General features: G+C 42.5%; 19 protein-coding genes, 1 pseudogene and 1 riboswitch. Of the genes and pseudogenes, 6 read left to right on the top strand and 14 right to left on the bottom strand.

Annotated features, from left to right (window positions below):
* The first annotated feature begins 195 nt into the window (after positions 1-195).
* Complete coding sequence (gene treR / locus NE257_RS07495) at positions 196-918, top strand: trehalose operon repressor (RefSeq protein WP_251869520.1); 723 nt, start codon at positions 196-198, stop codon at positions 916-918.
* A gap of 271 nt (positions 919-1,189) precedes the next feature.
* Here treR and NE257_RS07490 read toward each other — a convergent pair whose 3' ends face one another.
* The 3 genes from NE257_RS07490 to NE257_RS07480 all read right to left on the bottom strand — a co-directional run bounded on the left by NE257_RS07490 (position 1,190) and on the right by NE257_RS07480 (position 3,409).
* The gene (locus tag NE257_RS07490; RefSeq protein WP_251886144.1) at positions 1,190-1,765 is read right to left on the bottom strand and encodes a uracil-DNA glycosylase family protein; all 576 of its coding nucleotides are present in this window, start codon (positions 1,763-1,765) and stop codon (positions 1,190-1,192) included.
* Positions 1,734-2,573, bottom strand: a complete 840-nt coding sequence (locus NE257_RS07485; RefSeq protein WP_251886143.1) for a Cof-type HAD-IIB family hydrolase — start codon at positions 2,571-2,573, stop codon at positions 1,734-1,736. The genes NE257_RS07490 and NE257_RS07485 overlap by 32 nt, the downstream gene beginning before the upstream one ends.
* 77 nt (positions 2,574-2,650) lie before the next feature.
* Entirely contained in the window at positions 2,651-3,409 is a 759-nt protein-coding gene (locus NE257_RS07480; RefSeq protein ID WP_251886142.1) for a glycerophosphodiester phosphodiesterase family protein, read from the bottom strand.
* 226 nt (positions 3,410-3,635) lie between these two features.
* Between NE257_RS07480 and NE257_RS07475 the strand changes: the two genes are divergently transcribed.
* Complete coding sequence (locus NE257_RS07475) at positions 3,636-4,301, top strand: MIP/aquaporin family protein (RefSeq protein ID WP_251886141.1); 666 nt, start codon at positions 3,636-3,638, stop codon at positions 4,299-4,301.
* 331 nt (positions 4,302-4,632) lie between these two features.
* Here NE257_RS07475 and thiD read toward each other — a convergent pair whose 3' ends face one another.
* The 11 genes from thiD to NE257_RS07420 all read right to left on the bottom strand — a co-directional run bounded on the left by thiD (position 4,633) and on the right by NE257_RS07420 (position 13,933).
* On the bottom strand, positions 4,633-5,460 hold the full coding sequence (gene thiD, locus NE257_RS07470; protein WP_251886140.1) for a bifunctional hydroxymethylpyrimidine kinase/phosphomethylpyrimidine kinase: 828 nt from the start codon (positions 5,458-5,460) through the stop codon (positions 4,633-4,635).
* Positions 5,447-6,079 carry a thiamine phosphate synthase gene (thiE, locus tag NE257_RS07465; protein ID WP_251886139.1) on the bottom strand — a complete coding sequence of 211 codons (633 nt, stop codon included), beginning with the start codon at positions 6,077-6,079 and terminating at the stop codon, positions 5,447-5,449. Before thiE ends, thiD begins: the two co-directional genes overlap by 14 nt.
* Complete coding sequence (gene thiM / locus NE257_RS07460) at positions 6,055-6,915, bottom strand: hydroxyethylthiazole kinase (RefSeq protein WP_251886138.1); 861 nt, start codon at positions 6,913-6,915, stop codon at positions 6,055-6,057. Before thiM ends, thiE begins: the two co-directional genes overlap by 25 nt.
* Entirely contained in the window at positions 6,902-7,429 is a 528-nt protein-coding gene (thiW, locus tag NE257_RS07455) for an energy coupling factor transporter S component ThiW (protein ID WP_251886137.1), read from the bottom strand. The genes thiM and thiW overlap by 14 nt, the downstream gene beginning before the upstream one ends.
* 4 nt (positions 7,430-7,433) lie before the next feature.
* Positions 7,434-8,108, bottom strand: coding sequence for a thiaminase II (gene tenA, locus NE257_RS07450; RefSeq protein ID WP_251886459.1), 675 nt, complete (start codon positions 8,106-8,108; stop codon positions 7,434-7,436).
* A 2-nt stretch (positions 8,109-8,110) separates the two neighbouring features.
* Positions 8,111-8,776 carry an energy-coupling factor transporter transmembrane component T family protein gene (locus tag NE257_RS07445; RefSeq protein ID WP_251886136.1) on the bottom strand — a complete coding sequence of 222 codons (666 nt, stop codon included), beginning with the start codon at positions 8,774-8,776 and terminating at the stop codon, positions 8,111-8,113.
* Complete coding sequence (locus tag NE257_RS07440) at positions 8,776-10,134, bottom strand: ABC transporter ATP-binding protein (RefSeq protein ID WP_251886135.1); 1,359 nt, start codon at positions 10,132-10,134, stop codon at positions 8,776-8,778. The genes NE257_RS07445 and NE257_RS07440 overlap by 1 nt, the downstream gene beginning before the upstream one ends.
* On the bottom strand, positions 10,134-10,700 hold the full coding sequence (locus tag NE257_RS07435) for an ECF transporter S component (RefSeq protein ID WP_007207714.1): 567 nt from the start codon (positions 10,698-10,700) through the stop codon (positions 10,134-10,136). Before NE257_RS07435 ends, NE257_RS07440 begins: the two co-directional genes overlap by 1 nt.
* 108 nt (positions 10,701-10,808) lie before the next feature.
* A riboswitch (TPP riboswitch) is annotated at positions 10,809-10,897 on the bottom strand.
* A 220-nt stretch (positions 10,898-11,117) separates the two neighbouring features.
* Complete coding sequence (locus NE257_RS07430) at positions 11,118-11,465, bottom strand: P-II family nitrogen regulator (protein ID WP_007207716.1); 348 nt, start codon at positions 11,463-11,465, stop codon at positions 11,118-11,120.
* Positions 11,466-11,490: 25 nt separating this feature from the next.
* Complete coding sequence (locus NE257_RS07425; protein WP_251869510.1) at positions 11,491-12,708, bottom strand: ammonium transporter; 1,218 nt, start codon at positions 12,706-12,708, stop codon at positions 11,491-11,493.
* Positions 12,709-12,955: 247 nt separating this feature from the next.
* A complete protein-coding gene (locus NE257_RS07420; protein WP_251886458.1) occupies positions 12,956-13,933 on the bottom strand; it encodes a carbohydrate-binding domain-containing protein in 978 nt (325 codons plus the stop codon).
* Between NE257_RS07420 and NE257_RS07415 the strand changes: the two are divergent.
* The 4 genes and pseudogenes from NE257_RS07415 to NE257_RS07400 form a co-directional block, all read left to right on the top strand.
* Positions 13,916-14,446: pseudogene (locus tag NE257_RS07415) on the top strand (phosphodiester glycosidase family protein); the annotation flags it as partial. The gene NE257_RS07420 and the pseudogene NE257_RS07415 overlap by 18 nt on opposite strands.
* Before the next feature lie 95 nt (positions 14,447-14,541).
* On the top strand, positions 14,542-15,183 hold the full coding sequence (locus tag NE257_RS07410) for an IS607 family transposase (protein ID WP_251886134.1): 642 nt from the start codon (positions 14,542-14,544) through the stop codon (positions 15,181-15,183).
* Positions 15,146-16,282, top strand: a complete 1,137-nt coding sequence (locus NE257_RS07405) for an RNA-guided endonuclease InsQ/TnpB family protein (RefSeq protein WP_007207721.1) — start codon at positions 15,146-15,148, stop codon at positions 16,280-16,282. Before NE257_RS07410 ends, NE257_RS07405 begins: the two co-directional genes overlap by 38 nt.
* 197 nt (positions 16,283-16,479) lie before the next feature.
* Entirely contained in the window at positions 16,480-16,839 is a 360-nt protein-coding gene (locus NE257_RS07400; protein ID WP_251886133.1) for a hypothetical protein, read from the top strand.
* Positions 16,840-16,951 lie beyond the last annotated feature (112 nt).

The following is a 16,951-nucleotide window of genomic DNA, read 5'->3' as shown; positions in this document are numbered from 1 at the left end:
ACTATATTTGTATTCCTTAGCTACAAATAACTAAGGATTGTTGTCTGACTGATTCATACTTGTTTGATTAATAACAGTCAACCAACAAATAAACTGGTATTTAAATTAATTTTCTCTCATAAAACGTTTTCTTGAATTTTCACCGTATCTACCTTATACTTGTTTTAACAAATACGTACAAGTTGAGGTATCATAATGAAAGCTTATGAATCCATGTATCAATTACTCGAAAATCGCATTTTAAAAGAACAAGTCAAGCCCGGTGAGTACCTTCCGAGCGAGCATCATTTATGCCAACAATACAATGTGTCCCGCGATACCGTGCGCAAAGCACTTAGCCTTCTAATGGCCAATGGATACATTCAAAAAATCCAAGGGAAAGGCTCGCTGGTACTAAAGCGCGAGCAGTTACGCTTTCCCATCTCTGGTCTGACAAGCTACCAAGAATTGCAACACTCTTATGGTTATGATGGGCGCACCGTTGTTGAGAAGCTCGTCAAGCGTGTCGTAACTCCTGAGCTGGCGGAAAAGACTGGCTTTGTACTTGATAGCTCGGTATGGGAGCTAGTTCGTACGCGCGAGATCGACCATGCGAAAGTAATTTTAGATCGTGACTACTTACTATGTTCAGTCATCCCTTACCTTGATACGGAGATTGGTGAAGACTCCATCTATCGTTACTTCGAACAAGAGCTCCATCTACAAATTGCCTTTGCCGAAAAAGAAATTCGCATCGATCAATTACGGGATGAAGATCGTACACTCTTAGATCTAAATCAAAATGATCATCACATTGCGGCTATTAATAGCCGCGTATTTCTAGCGAATGCGCAGCAATTTCAATACACTGAAAGCCGTCACCGCGTCGATAAATTCCGCTTTTATGACTTTGCTCGTCGCAATCCTTCGACCTACTAAAAAAGGGAGTGACAATCGTCATACTCCCTTTTTTAGTAGCAAAAGCAGCTCTCTTGAAATAAGGCACAAATTCTCAAAAATTTGAAAAACAATTTTCGGAATTTCTGACTTATTTTTTTAGAGCTAAACGCTTTTGTTTCAACCTTGCTAATCAGTGGCTCAAAAGCAGCTCTCTTGAAATAAGGCACAAATTCTCAAAAATTTGAAAAACAATTTTCGGAATTTCTGACTTATTTTTTAGAGCTAAACGCTTTTGTTTCAACCTTGCTAATCAGTTTACTAATGTTGCGATGATTTCTTTTAGCTGTGGTACGACCGTTTGTTCAAACCACGGATTTTTCTTTAACCAGCGACCATTTAACGGCGACGGATGAGGTAGTGGAAAGTACTGCGGTAAAAATGTTTGAAATTGCTGCACTGTCGTTGTCAAATTCGCCTTATTGTGCGGCAAATAATACGCCTGCGCATACCTTCCTACCAGAATTATCAGCTGAACATCGGGCATCAGCTTTAAGCAAAGCGGATGCCATTTCGCTGCGAATGATTTGCGCGGAGGCAGATCCCCCGTTTTCCCTTTTCCAGGATAATAAAAATCCATCGGCAAAATGGCCAAGTCGTGCGACTGATAAAAGGTCTCATCAGATAGTCCTAGCCACGATCGCAATCGTTTCCCACTCTGATCGTGCCAGACTATCTGTGACGCTTGCGCTTTTTTCCCCGGGGCTTGTCCGATGATTACCACTTTGGCCTCAGGATGGATAGTGTACAGCGGATGAATGCCTTGCTTAGTGTATATCAGATTATCTTCATCTTGCTCAATTGCTACTCTTAACTGCTTGGCATCCATCCACAGCACCTCCTATAAAAAACTCTTCAATTTTGTCTAAGACCGCTTGTTCGTTATTAGAACCAATTACTTGAGACGCCGCTTCTTTGACCGGCAACAACGCATTACCCATCGCATAAGAATGCGTCACTTCTCGAAACATTCCCACATCATTCATATTGTCGCCAAATACGGCAATTTCATCTTTATTAAGTTGAAATTTCTTTTGCAATTCGCGAATACCGACTTCTTTGCCGGCACTATTAGAAATAATATCCAGTGCTTGATGGCCACTTGTCACCACCGTTAATTCTTCACCGAAAACATCGTGTAGCTGTTGATTCGCATTGGCAAGCTGCTCAGCTGGAAAATTTAAAGCAAACTTAAAAATATCGTCAGGTATCGGCTGTTGCAAATCAATTTGGGTAATGTGGCGATAAAAAAACTTCACGTGGGCCACAAAATCTTGAGGCAACTGATGGTGAATATAGACCCCTTTTTTGCCTGATAAGACTAGGCGATGGTCGGGTAATTCGTCTTTCAAGTAGTTTAAAAGCGGGCGATGAAATTCTTTGGCGATGGTCTTGACACGTACTTGCTCGCTATGGTAACGAATATCAGCACCATTGTCGGCAATATAAAACAATTGCTCACCCAAATCTGGAAAATAATCCACCAAGCGCCAGTACTGATTGCCTGAAGCAACCACAAAATGCATCTGCTGTTTTTCCATCTCTTGTTTGATTGACAAAAACCGCTCACGATCATACGTTTTCTCATCATTTAGGAATGTGCCGTCCATGTCCACCACTACTGCTTTAATTGTCACACTCTTTCTTCCCTTCCTACTTACTCTTTCTAGTATAAACGATATCAAAAAAAAGAAAAAGAAAGGGTCTCCCCTTTCTATACGGACGCAATCGACAATTGCTCTCTTTCATATCGTTTCCTCAACGCCAACGCTTGCTCTGGATAATCTGTATGAAACCCATAGACATGACGCTCAAAACACATCCACATCTCCGGTTCACTATTGACCGTAAACGGGCACACGTCTTTATCTAAGTCTGCTAGTTCCAACTCAGATTGAATAAACCACGCAAAATTCGCATCGATTCGATTGACTACCGTAAAATAATTCGCGAATGCCACCGTCACGACCGATCCAATGGTCACCCATGCTTTTGGTGTCACTGGATCTATTTCATGTAGTCGCTGCAAGGTCAATAAATTAAAGCTCGAATACGTCACGGTAAAGGGCCAATTTTTTGCATGTGTCAGTTGTACGACTTTTTCTTCAATCTGGGGGTAGTCTATCTGGTCGGTCTTTAGTTCAATCGTTAAAATCCCTTGGTACTTTAACTCAGCCAATAAGTCCAAGACTTCAGCTAAAGTCGGTATTGGCTCATGCTCGTAATGAAGAGAAAACCAACCACCCGCATCTACAGCTTTTAATTCCCTCAGTGTCTGATCGATTACCCGCCCTTTTCCGTTCGTCGTTCGATTAATGGTTTCATCGTGAATGACAACCACCTGACCATCTTTTGTGACCTGCACATCTAGTTCAATCCCATCAACACCAATGCGGACACTTTCTGCAAAAGCAACCAACGTATTTTCAGGATGTGTCCCCTTGCTTCCTCGGTGAGCAAAAATTTTCGTCATTTTTTCCTCCTACTAGCTACCTAGCATCCCATCACAAACTCGTTTCGAAAGCTACTTTCAGTTTAGCATGCGTATGTTAACTTTCGTTTAGCTTTGTGTAAAATCTCTGCGCATCCTCTACTTGTGATCTACATTGTAATTTACAGTAAATTTCCAAGATATTTTCTTTGAACAATCACTAATCCTATGCTGTCTTTGGCCTTGGAAAATGAAAGGATGGATACACATGAGAAAGTATGCTGCTGAATTTATCGGAACATTTGCTTTAGTCTTATTTGGGACAGGAGCAGTTGTGATCGCTGGATCAGGAGATACTCCAAACAGCGCTTTAGGGATCGGCTTGACTTTTGGTTTAACCGTGACTGTCATGGCATATGCTGTTGGTGGTATTTCAGGAGGACACTTTAACCCAGCCGTTACGTTGGGAATGGTAATCAACAAACGAATCGAATCAAAAGATGCTATTTTTTATATTATTGCTCAATTTTTAGGTTCGTTAGTTGCTTCTGCGGTTTTAGGTGTCTTTATTAATGGATTAGGCCTAGCTAGTGATAGCTATGGTCAAACAGACTTCGGTGGTAGCGTTGGCTTAGCCATCTTCACTGAAATCTTAACGACTTGCTTGTTTGTTTTTGTCATCTTGATGGTGACAAGCAAAAAATATGGTGTTGGCAATTTTGCACCATTTGCAATCGGGGTAACGTTGAGCTTGTTAATCGTCTTAGCACTAAACATCACTGGCGCTTCACTGAACCCTGCTCGTAGTTTTGGTCCTGCTATTTTTGCTGGTGGATCAGCTCTTACTCACTACTGGGTTTACCTTGTTTCACCATTAATTGGTGCGGCAATCGCTGCTTTTCTTGCAAAATACATGGGTAGCGAAGAAGCATAACTATAAAGCTGTGACAAAAAATTAGCTTCGTGCATGAGCACAGAAATTCCGAAAAGTGCGTAGAATGCATATATGAGCATGAAATATATCTAACATTTAGCTAATTGGCTGCAATTTAAAATCACGCTATACTTTACGAAATGAGATACATTTTACATGAATCACACGAAAGCCAACCCTATTGCGAGTAGGGTTGGCTTTTTGTTCGTTGCGACTGCGACTTAATTATCGTCTTTCTCGTCTAATCAATGAGAAAGACGATAACTAGTGTTGGGATGTTATGGTTCAAAACGATGTATACTCCATTGTTTGACGGTAGGCCCGTTTACTGTCACACCTTTGATTCCTTGATAGATTCACTTAAGGTCGCCCAGTGATTGGTCGGACCGTGGCCATGACCAACTGCGATGCCTTGCTCGATTGCCCCTTGAATGAATTGTTTACCAATCAAGATTGCTTCTTCTAATAGCGTGCCTTTCGCTAATTCTGCCGTAATACACGCCGAAAACGTATCGCCTGTCCCGTGCGTATTTTGCGTTTCAATTCTTGGGCCGCTTAACCACTTAGACTCACCTGAAGCAAACAATACATAATCGCGCGCCTGCTCTCCTACTTGGTGACCACCTTTAATAATGACGTGCTTGACTCCAAATTGTTGAATCATCTTGGCGGCCTTCATCATATCCGCCTCTGTATGTATCTCACAATCAGCTAGCACTTCTGCTTCTGGAATATTCGGTATCACAATTGTCGCAAGCGGCAACAGCTCTGTCCGAATACTTGTAATCGCATCGGCTTCTAATAACGGATGCCCACCTTTGGCAATCATCACCGGGTCAACGACTAACGGTCCAAAATCGACCGCTTGTAAGTTCTTCACCACACACGCTACGTGTTCACGATCGGCTAGCATCCCAGTTTTAGCTGCACGGATCTGAAAATCAGCAGCCAGTGATGCGAACTGGGCATCAATAAAGGCTGGTGGGATGGGGTAACTCTCTTGTACCCCTAATGTATTTTGTGCGGTCAATGCTATGACGATATTCATCCCAAAGGCATGGCGTGCTTGAAATGTTTTCAAATCCGCCTGCATACCTGCACCACCACCTGAGTCTGAACCGGCAATCGTTACGACTTGTGGCGTCTCATTCATTTCCACTCCTCCAATATGCTACTTTATTTTGAAGTGCCTGCACCTTTGCCTTCACGTCTGTCGCTTTCATAATTTCACTGACAATCGCCACACCGGCAATCGGGATATCCTGAAATGATGCTAGGTTGTCTTCTTTTATCCCGCCGATCGCTACGACCGGTATCTTAACTGCTTGAATCACAGCTTGCAGCGCCTCAAATGAAGTGACTGGTGTTTGTTTGGTCTGAGTTTCAAACATCGCACCAGTCCCTAAGTAATCGGCACCTTCTTGCTCTGCCTGCCGCGCTCGCGCTGTCGTTTTGGCCGACACACCTAAAATTTTATCGGGACCAATCAAGCCTCGCACGACATGGACGGGTAATTCATCATCGCCAATATGGACACCCGCTGCATCGACAGCTAGACAAATATCCACTCGGTCATCAATAATTAGCGGAATGCCATAACGATCCGTGATTGCTTTGACCTTCAGTGCTTTTCGATAAATCGCCTGCGTCGCACCCGTCTTTTCCCTTAGTTGGACAATCGTCACGCCAGCTTGACAGGCTTCCTCTACAATTTGTAAAAAGGTCTGATCATCATAATCGTAGCTACCTGTGACTAAATATAATCTGTAGTCTGCCATAAGCTACCTCCTCGAATATCTGCCGCCCACTCTACTTGATTCATCAATAAGGACAGCTGATTCAATGTCTCTTGACGGAAATTAGCCAAGCCAGTCGTGCGTTTCCGTGCTGCTTCTCCGCATAAATTAAAATAACTAACAGCGGTAATCGTCGCTACAAACGCATCATTTCCGACACCCAGTAATGCGGCAATTAACGCACCCACAATATCGCCCGTTCCTGTAAAGCGATCCAATTCCGCAACGCCATTTGCCAAAAAGGAGGCGTGGGTACTTGATACGACCAAATCTTTTTCACCCGTCGCTAAATAGACCGTCCCTGGATGTTGGTTCGCCTCGGCTTGCATCGCCTTAGCTAATAACAACAACTGCTCCTCCTCTTGGTCTTCAGCACTAGCATCTACTCCCCGCGCATTACTCTGTAAGCCACAATAGGCACGCATCTCTGAACTATTGCCTTTAATGACAGTCGGTCGATAAGCAGCTAGCTGATGCGCCAACTCATACCGCAATTCGGTAGCAGCTACCCCAACAAGGTCAATCACGACAGGCGTCTGTGTTTGCTCAGCAAAACGACCAGCCGCCAATAAATTCTGCTCCCGCTTCATTGATAAATGTCCGAGATTTAACAGTAAGCTATTGGTTTGATCGAATAATTCCGCAAATTCACGCGCATCGTCTGCCATAATCGGCTTAGCATCAATATAGAGCAACGCATTGGCCATTGACTCACAGGTGATTTCATTGGTAATGCATTGCACTAACGGTGAATTGGTTAGCGGAAAAATACCTTGTGTCAACCGACGAAACGAATCATTGCTATTAAACAGCACCATTGTTCATCCCTCCAAACAGTCGTTGTACTCGTCTAAATGGTTGTGTTTCTTTTAATTTCAACAATACGAAAAAGCCAATAATCGATCCCGAAATCGCTCCACCAAAGAAACGTGGCGTATATAAAAACCAATACATGCCTTGCTGGCTACCGGTGAACCAGACCATCACTGGATACGAAAGCAACGAACCAATCAAGCCAGTACCGATAATTTCACCAATCATCGCACCCCACACTTTGCCAGTATATTTATAGCCAACACCTGCTAAAAAGGCCCCAAATAATGCCCCCGTCAATGCTAATGGCGGAATACCTAATAATGTCACGCGAATAACGGCACAGACAAAAGCCATAATAGTCGCATAAAGCGGGCCAAGTAACGTCGCTGCAATGACATTCATCACACTCGACATCGGTGCCATCCCTTCAATTCGAAACAACGGTGACAACACAACATCTAGTGCAATCATCATGGCTAATAAACTAATTTTTTTGACATTTATCGTTTGCTTCATTTTCTTACCCCCTCATTCCTGCTGGCCATTTTTCCAATTGATAGGCCATCTCCCAAAATGCATATTCCATTTTTGCACTAATGACAAACGCAGTAACCATTTGTTCTTGTTGTTCTTGCGAACTTTCTTGATACAAGTAATTGAGCAAGGCGCATTCTTTGTCAATGGCACTCTCTTCGCCACCATACGTCTCAATCCACTGCTGGTAATAAGGATTTGGTGACTGAATGCCAGCTTGCATTAAGGTTTGACCAATCTCAGCATACAACCAAGAACACGGCAACAGACTCGCAGCGGTCACCCAATCATTGGCCTCTACTAATTGCCGATACATGTGTGACACATAATGATAGGCAGTTGGCGCAATCGCGGTCTCCTGCAGTTCTTTTTCATCAATCCCCAGTTGTTGAAAAAAATGCGCCCGTACTTGTAGTTCCCCTTCAGCTAAATGAGCCCCATTTTCCCGCATTTGCTCTGCTAACTCAGGAATCGCCGTCCGCTCAGCTACCAGTGCATACAGACGAGCAAAGTGCGTCAAATAATAGCAATCTTGAATCAAATAATAACGAAATTTCTCCATTGGCAATGTGCCAGCCTGTAACTCTGTCAGAAATGGATGCAGAAAGCTCCCTTCCCAATAAGGTTTTGTTTGCGCTCTAACAATCTCGGTAAATAACACGCTCATCTCACCACACTCTCTACTATTAATAAACCATTGCCCATAAGAATAAATACCATTGCCCAGATACTTGCAGACCGAGCTAGATGCCATTTTTCAAAATGAGTCCGCGTCCCATTCTCCATAAATCCCCGCGAATACATCGCCTCCGTATACCGATCACGCCAATTCATCGCTAAGAAAATCGTCTTCACATAATAATATGCTGACCATGGATAAAGCCGCTTTCCTCTTAAGAGACTCGCATCCCGCATATCGCTGACTTCGCGTCGTATCTCTGGTGCGGCATGCACGACGACTAAGATTCCGTAGACAAACGTCGGCGGTACTCGATATTGCTCCAACACCAATAAACATTCTTCAAAATCAACGCTCGCGACAAAAACAAGGCCCAATGCCGCAAATGCATACGTCCGAGTCAATAAGACCCACGCATCTGATAGACCATCTCCTTGAATCATCACCGACCAAAACGTCGTAATCGCTGGAATAAAAGGAAACAATAGTAAGACCCATATGAAGCCCCATTTTCTCGTCACAAAGAAATAACCCAACACGACAAGGAACAAATACACATTCAACCAAACCGAATACGTGAACGAGACTTCAATCGTAAAAAAGAACACCGCAAAGATAATTGCAGGTATCGCAGTGATTTTCTCTTCCATCAGTGCACCACCTCCTGTAATTTCTGCTCAGATAGATGCATATGATGCTCACTCACACCTACTAACGGTTCAAGACGATGAGAGACGATTAAAAAATTCGTCTGCTCTTTTTTTTGGGCAAGCCAGTCCACAAAGTACTGACACGCACGCGCATCCAAGCCAGTAAATGGTTCATCCAATAGTAAAAACTTGCGCTCTAAACTCAACATCGTAATCAGCTGGATCATCTTTTTTTGTCCTTCGCTTAGCTGATAGAGGCCCCGGTTCAGTAAATGCTGGATCCCCAGCTCTTCCATCGCTTGAAGTTGCCGCTGCTTAATCGCTTCACTCGGCTCTTTCGGAAATGCCAACTCTTGATCCACGTGTAACGTGACAAATTGCTGCTCCGCATGTTGCACCGCTAGTGTCATTTGCTCATACAACTTCTTTTTCCCAAAGCGACGGGATAGTTTCTTGTCTTCTAAAAACATCGCGCCGGTGTATGGATGCAGCTGCACCATCGCCCGCAATAAGGTCGATTTCCCGACGCCATTTTCACCGGTCAGCGTAGTAATTCCTTGCTTAAACGCCACAGTTTGAGGTGTTACTAATGGTTTCGTTCCTTGATGAAGTGCCACTTGTTGCAAGGTAAAAAGCGTCGTCTGTGACGCGTTTGCTTGCGTAAGCTTGCCGAGCGGTTGCTGCGTTGCTAATTGCGACACAGATTGATCGGTCAGCTGCCCGCCTTCCATTCGGATAAAGCGATCGACGAAAGGCGCATAGTCGGTCAACTCATGATCAGCAATCAAGATTAGTCTTCCTTGATTACGCAGATCAGCCAATTTCTCAATCAACCATTTTCTTGACAGCGGATCAACACTAGCGAATGGTTCATCTAGTAGTAAGATAGGGGCATTCATCGCTAACAACACCGTCAAGGCCGCTCGTTGCTTCTCCCCACCAGATAGTGTCGCCAACTCTTGATGCAGCAGGGACTCCATCTTCATTTCATGAATCGCCTTGTCCATCCGTTCCTTTGCTTCTGCAATCGCAATGCCGCTATTCTCCATAGCAAACATCAGCTCTCTGCGGAGCGTCCGCATGGTGAATTGCTGACTAGGATTTTGAAACATCAACCCAATTTGTTGGGCTTTTTCTGTCATGGTTCGTTGCGCATTGTTTTGCCCGTTCACCAAGATTTCTCCCTGATAGGTCGATCCGTCAAACCCAGCCACCGTATGGAGCAATGTCGTCTTCCCACAGCCGCTATCACCTGTCAACAGAACAAATGAGCCTGCCGAAAACTGGGCTGATAATTGATTGATAATAGTAGTAGCTTCTTTTTGAACAACTAACTCGTTTATCTCGATGCCTTTCATTAATGCGACACACTCAATCCTTGTGCCTTATGGAAAAGAGTCACAATTTGTTTCGTCAAAAAGATACCAAAGAAGCACACCGATGCAAAACGCACCACAAACAAGGCCACTACCATCCAAAAGCCATAAGTAGCATAACCGTATTTAAAGAATTCATAGATAAAGCTAAACACTGTCGTTCCAATCGCACCATAAAACAATGGCAGCGTATCATAGCGACGGTAACCAGTAGCCATAAATCCTACTTCTGTCCCCATTCCTTGAATAAACCCTGAGATTAATACACTCGCCCCAAAGTAAGAGCCATACAGCATTTCTGCTAACGCGGCGAAAACTTCACCTAATACTGCACTTCCCATTTTTGGGATTAACATACCTGCTACCGGTGCTGCCATGACCCACAGCCCAAATAAAATTTCATTTGCAAAAGGTGAGAAGCCAAATGGTGTCAATGCTGCTTCAAGTAACGCATAAAGTACGCCGGCCCCCATAAATACCGCCCCAAATAAAAATGCCAGTAAGGCTAAAAATACAACTTGTGGTAATGTCCACTTCGCTTTTTCCATCAAAAAAACCCCTTTTCTTTTTCCTAACTAACTAAAGGAACAAAAAGGGGCGAGAGCAAACCATCCAAAATACCCGTCAATGAACTAGTCACTAACGGGTACGATCTTATGATTTAAACGACATTTCCCTGCGACAGCATTAACTGCATCAGGTTCAATGGGTATAATCTCAGCTTTACGCACCCCAAATGTTTCTTTATTTAATTGTGAAGTTATTATACCATGTATTTTTCACAAAGACTAGAAAACCTTTCCAAATTTTTCCCAAAAATGTGATAGCGGACTTTTAAGCCGGAATCCAACGACGAAACAGTATGAACGACACTAAAAAGCCCAGAAAAGCCAACAGTTAAGGAACAACTTTGGCATGTTCTGGGCACTCGGCTTATAGCTAGTGCTACCTCAGCCTGTTAATCATTAAATTGCGGATTCTCCACGTTCCCCTGTACGAATGCGGACCGCTTCTTCTACTGGGTAGACAAAGATTTTGCCATCGCCAACGTTGCCAGTCTGGCATGTTTTGACGATTAAATCAATCATTTGTTCCACACATTTGTCTTCTAATACAAATCCCACTTTAATCTTCGGCACAAACGAAGTGATGACTTCTTGACCACGAACATAGTCTTTCAATCCTTTTTGATGCCCAAATCCCAATACTTGGGTCACCGTCATACCGATTGGATTTTCTTCAAATGTGTTTAGCATCGCGTCTTTTAAATCATCTAACGTTTCTTGTCGAATAATTGCCTCGATTTTTTTCATAGCGCTCCTCCTCGTTTGTCTGATTTTAAGAATCTAGTCCCATAAATGTTGGGTAGGCACTTTCATCATGTTCACTGCGATCTAAGCCAAGCGCTTCATCTTTCGCTGATACACGAATCGGCATAATCAGTTTCACAATCGAAATGATAATAAAGCTAGCAACACCTACATAAACAATCGTGATGACTGTTGCTTCTAATTGAGCGACAAACAAATCAACACCACCATAAAGCAAGCCAGTGCTACCATTTACTGCTGGATCAGCGAAAATCCCTGTCACGATTGAACCAAAAATTCCACCCATACCATGACAACCAAATGCATCCAACGAATCATCGAAGCCTAATTTTTGTTTAATAATCGAAATGCTATAGTAACAAAACGGACTAACTAATAAGCCAATGACGATTGAAGACCAGATAGAGACAAAGCCAGCACCTGGTGTAATCGCAACTAATCCGACAACCCCACCAGTACATGCACCTACAAGTGTTGGTTTACCCGTAGCAAATCGTTCCACTGCCATCCAAGAAAGCATCGCTGCAGCTGCAGCAGTATTTGTTGTTAAGAAAGCTTGAATTGCAATGCCATCAGCGGCCAAAGCAGAGCCGGCATTAAAAGCAAACCAACCAAACCATAAAAAGCCAGTTCCTAAAACGACGAAAGGAATATTGTGTGGACGATATTCCGCTTGTTTAAACTCACGACGTTGACCTAATACTAAGCACAAAATCAACCCAGATAAACCAGAGCTGATATGAACAACAGTCCCACCAGCGAAGTCAATTGCACCTAGACCAGCGATAAAGCCGCCGCCCCATACCATGTGGGCCATTGGTGCATAGACAACAACTAACCAAATTGCCAAGAATAAGAAAATTGCCGGGAATCTCATCCGACCAACAACCGATCCTGTAATAATAGCTGCTGTAATTAATGAAAACATCATTTGGAATATAGCGAATAAGCCATCCGGAATGCCGCTACCTTCTGTCATGGATACGCCTTGGAAAAAGATATTATGCAGATTCCCTACAAAAGTCCCATCTCCACTAAATGAAAGCGAGTAGCCGACTGCTACCCAGATGATTGAAGCAAGCCCCATCGTTCCAATTGACATCATCATGGTGTTTAAAATATTTTTTCTTCGTTCTAGTCCTCCGTAAAAAAATGCGAGTGCCGGTGTCATAATAAAGACCATTGCACTACAAATGAGAATAAATGCGATATTTCCTGTTTCCATAGACTTGACTCCCTTCAACGTTTCAATGATTGGTTTTTTATCTTCCATGTTAGATATACTAACATCATTCATTAGGGAAAACTAGCTATTTTTTCATCAAACTTACAGAAAACAAGTTAAAATACAAATTGCGAACACTAGAACTAATAATATTCTGTATTTTGTCCATATAATTAAAAAAAATTTAGGAGCAGCTAGTAGCTGTTCCTAAATATGATAGATTTCTTTATATTGAAATTCTTACAATCTAGTTACGACCTCGTCCACCACCGCCAAACGAATTAGTGGAAGCTGCTGAACCATCTTGTGAAACATTGGTGACAGTCGATGTTAAATCCAATGTCCCTAATTGCGTCCCACCTGAAACAATGCCATCTACTGAAAGACCGTTTGTCGCATCGCCACTAAGCGTTCCACCTTTCACCAAGACGTAGCTTTCATTCGTCAATAACTTCGCTGTGGCAATAACCAAGTGTTGGAATTCTTTGGTCGGACTGACAGCAATAATCGTATTTCCTGTACTGTCTTTCAAGCTAATTAATGTATCGACACTTTGCGTACTATCAAAGTAAATACCAACTGACGTGACAGTCGAGTCATCGCTGACATTTTCAGCCATATCTGTCGTACCTGACGCCACGAGCGTTCCACCCGTTAACGTAAAGTCACCATTGTAGTCTAGCGCACCATTACCTCCTTGTGTCGGTCCATATACCGCCACCGTTCCACCAGACATTTTGATATTACCGTTACTATCTAAACCGTCACCTTCTGCATCGATCGTGATAGTACCGCTAGTGATTGTGATTTCTTTGCTGTCATCAGATGACTCACCTCCACCACCGAAGGAATCTTGACCAAATTGACCGCCACTTGATGAGTCACTGCCGCCAGCTGCATTAATCCCATCATCGCTTGCCGTAACTGAGACTGTGCCGCCACTAATGGCAACCACGCTACCTTCCAAGCCTTCATACGAATTTTGAATCGTCACAATACCGTCTGAAATCGTCGTTGTATCATCTGCATGGACACCGTCATCTCCTGATTGAGCCGTTACGATTGCACCAGATAGGGTCACATTGCCATTGGCGTGTACACTATCGTCAGCACTATTGATAGTAATTGTACCACTAACTAACTCGATATTGCCGCCAGCTTTTAATCCTTTGTAGCTTTCATCCACACTTACGGAAGAATCATCATAGCCATCTGCCGTCTGAATGGTGACTTTTACGGCTTCCGCAGTACTGGCTTTGTTATGAGAAACGGCACGCTGTATCGCGATACTGCTAATGGCGATACCGATGCACTCGTCATCGATAAAAACGGTGACTTCTCTATCGTCAATGAAGCAACGACCGACGCTTCAGAACTAACGGACGCCGAACAAATTCTATCATTTGGTCCTGCTTTGGTCGAAGATGGGGAGATCACTGTCAATGAGTCCTCCGAAGTGTCGCAATCGATGACGAGCAATCCGCGGACTGCAATTGGTCAAGTCGGTGAAAACCATTACGTCATCATCGTGTCAGAAGGTCGGACCGATTCCAGCGAAAGCCTTTCACTCTATGAATTAGCCGAAGAAATGAAAGAAGCCGGCGCCACGACCGCCTATAACCTTGATGGTGGCGGCTCATCGACACTATATTTTAATGGCAAAGTCGTCAACCAAACAGTCGGCGGTAGCCAAAATAGTAGCGAACGCGAAGTCAGCGACATCATATACTTTAAATAAAGGAGGGTAACAACAGTTAATCATAATGTATAAATATCTATAAAAATATCATTTAAAACATCAATATGTGGTATAATCATTTTGAGGTAAAGATTATGACTATGTATTCGATAGGTGAATTTGGAAAACAGATAGGTGTAACACCACAAACGTTGAGAAATTGGGATAAAAGAGGGGAATTAAAGCCCGCTCATGTTTCTCAAGGAGGTACTCGTTATTATTCTGAAGAACAACGAAATCAATTCTTAGGAATCGCTGGGAGAAAGAAACCAAAACGAATAACCATCGGTTATTGTAGAGTCAGTTCAAACAAGCAAAAAGACGATTTAGAACGTCAAATTGAGAACGTTAAGACTTACATGATTGCACGAGGATATCAATTTGACATTATTCAAGATATTGGTAGTGGAATTAATTACAATAAAAAAGGATTAAGTCAGTTAATAGACAAAATTACCAATGGCGAAATAGACAAGGTAGTTATTCTATACAAAGACCGTTTAATCCATTTTGGTTATGAACTCATTGAAAAACTTTGTAATAAATATGGCACAGAAATAGAAATCATTGACAATACAGAAAAGACGGAAGAACAGGAATTAGTCGAGGACTTAATTCAGATTGTCACTGTTTTTAGTTGCCGATTACAAGGGAAACGAGCGAATAAAGCTAAGAAGATGATTAAGGAGTTGATGGAAGATGATACGAGCCAAGAAAGTAAGGTTGCGCCCGACTGAAGAACAAGAAAAGCAACTGTGGCAATCGGCTGGTACTGCACGTTGGATTTTCAACTGGACGTTACAAATGCAAGAAATGTACTATCGGTTCGGCAGAAAGTTCATCAGTAACAACGATTTAAGAAAGCACATCACAAAAATGAAGCAACGTCCTAAATACGCTTGGTTAAATCACGTATCAAACAATATAGCCAAGCAAGCTGTAAAAGATGCATGTGATGCCTACAAAAAGTGGTTTGATGGTATGACAGATAAAAGTCGTTTAAAGACTGAAAAGCCACATTTCAAGTCAAGAAAGAAATCAAAACCAGCTTTTTATAATGACAATATCAAATTGAAGGTAAAAACTAAATTGGTTTTGCTTGAAAAAGTTGGTTGGGTAAAAACAAGCGAACAGTTGCCAGTGAATACGAAGTATTCTAACCCACGAATCAGCTTTGATGGAAAGTATTGGTATGTTTCAGTTGGTATTGATGAAGAGCAACCAGTGCAGGACTTAACTGGTGAAACCCTTGGAATTGACCTTGGTATCAAAGATTTAGCGATTGTTTCTAATGGTAAAGTCTACAAGAACATTAATAAAACTGGAAAAGTAAGAAAGATTGAGAAGCGATTACGTCGGTTACAGCGTAAAGTCTCTCGAAAATACGATATGAATAAGGAGGGAAATCGATTTGTCAAAACATGTAACATCTATAAATTAGAAAAAGAAATTCGGCATACACATCGAAAACTAGCTAATATTCGTCAGAATCATTTGCATCAAACAACAACGGAGATAGTGAAAACCAAGCCATCAAGAATCGTTGTAGAAACCTTAAATGTAAAAGGCATGATGAAAAATAAGCACTTAGCAAAATCAGTCGCACAACAAAAGTTCTACGAGTTCAAAAGACAACTTCAATACAAATGTGAAGATTATAACATTGAATTAGTAGAAGCTGATAAGTTCTATCCAAGTTCTAAATTATGCCATGAGTGTGGACATAAAAAAGTAGACTTAAAACTGTCTGATCGCACCTATCACTGTGAAGAATGCGGGTATACAGCGGATAGAGATTATAATGCAAGTCTTAATTTAGCAAGTTACAGTGCTTAATCTACGAGCTTCTACTTAAACAGAAACGTAGATATGTAGGATTCGTTGTATCCGAATTAACGCCTGTGGAATGTTATAGCAAACGAGAGTAGCGAGCAAGTGGCAAAATCGGACACGTAGAAACAGGAAATAAACATAAATCTGACAACTTTTATAGTTGGTTAGGAATATTTATAGATTTTTGGCAACGGCTCCCGATGAAAAAAACAACCATCTTATTTTACCTTTGCAGTAGCGCGCTACTGTTTCTTTTCCAGTACATTTACCAGTACTTTGGTCACGGCGTATACTCTACTAGTCTCACCTACGTCTGGCTCATCCCATTGATAGGCGGCAGCTTGTTAGCAACGCTTGCAAAGATTACCCCTGCCTATACGACGCGCCTCGTACGTAACTTGGGCAATAGCGCGCTGGCCATTTTTGTCTCGTGGGCTATCTTGAATGGCATCCTAGAAATCGCCGGCAGCGACTCTCCCTACCTCACTGCGTATCTCTATGCCGGTGTCGCCTGCACCATTCTCAGCTGTGCGGCTTACATCCGCCATCAATTAGCATAAAAAAGACCAGAGCATCTAGAAGTTCTCAAACTGGTGTGCACCCCGTCAATAGGACAATGAAATAGTATAAGATTTTTTCATCGAACTACCCTGAGTTTTGGGGTAGTTTTTT

This window comes from Enterococcus italicus (assembly GCF_023743875.1).
In the GTDB taxonomy this organism is placed as follows: domain Bacteria; phylum Bacillota; class Bacilli; order Lactobacillales; family Enterococcaceae; genus Enterococcus_G; species Enterococcus_G italicus.
Note: the sequence above shows the minus strand (reverse complement) of the source record. Positions and strands in the feature narration are given on the sequence as shown.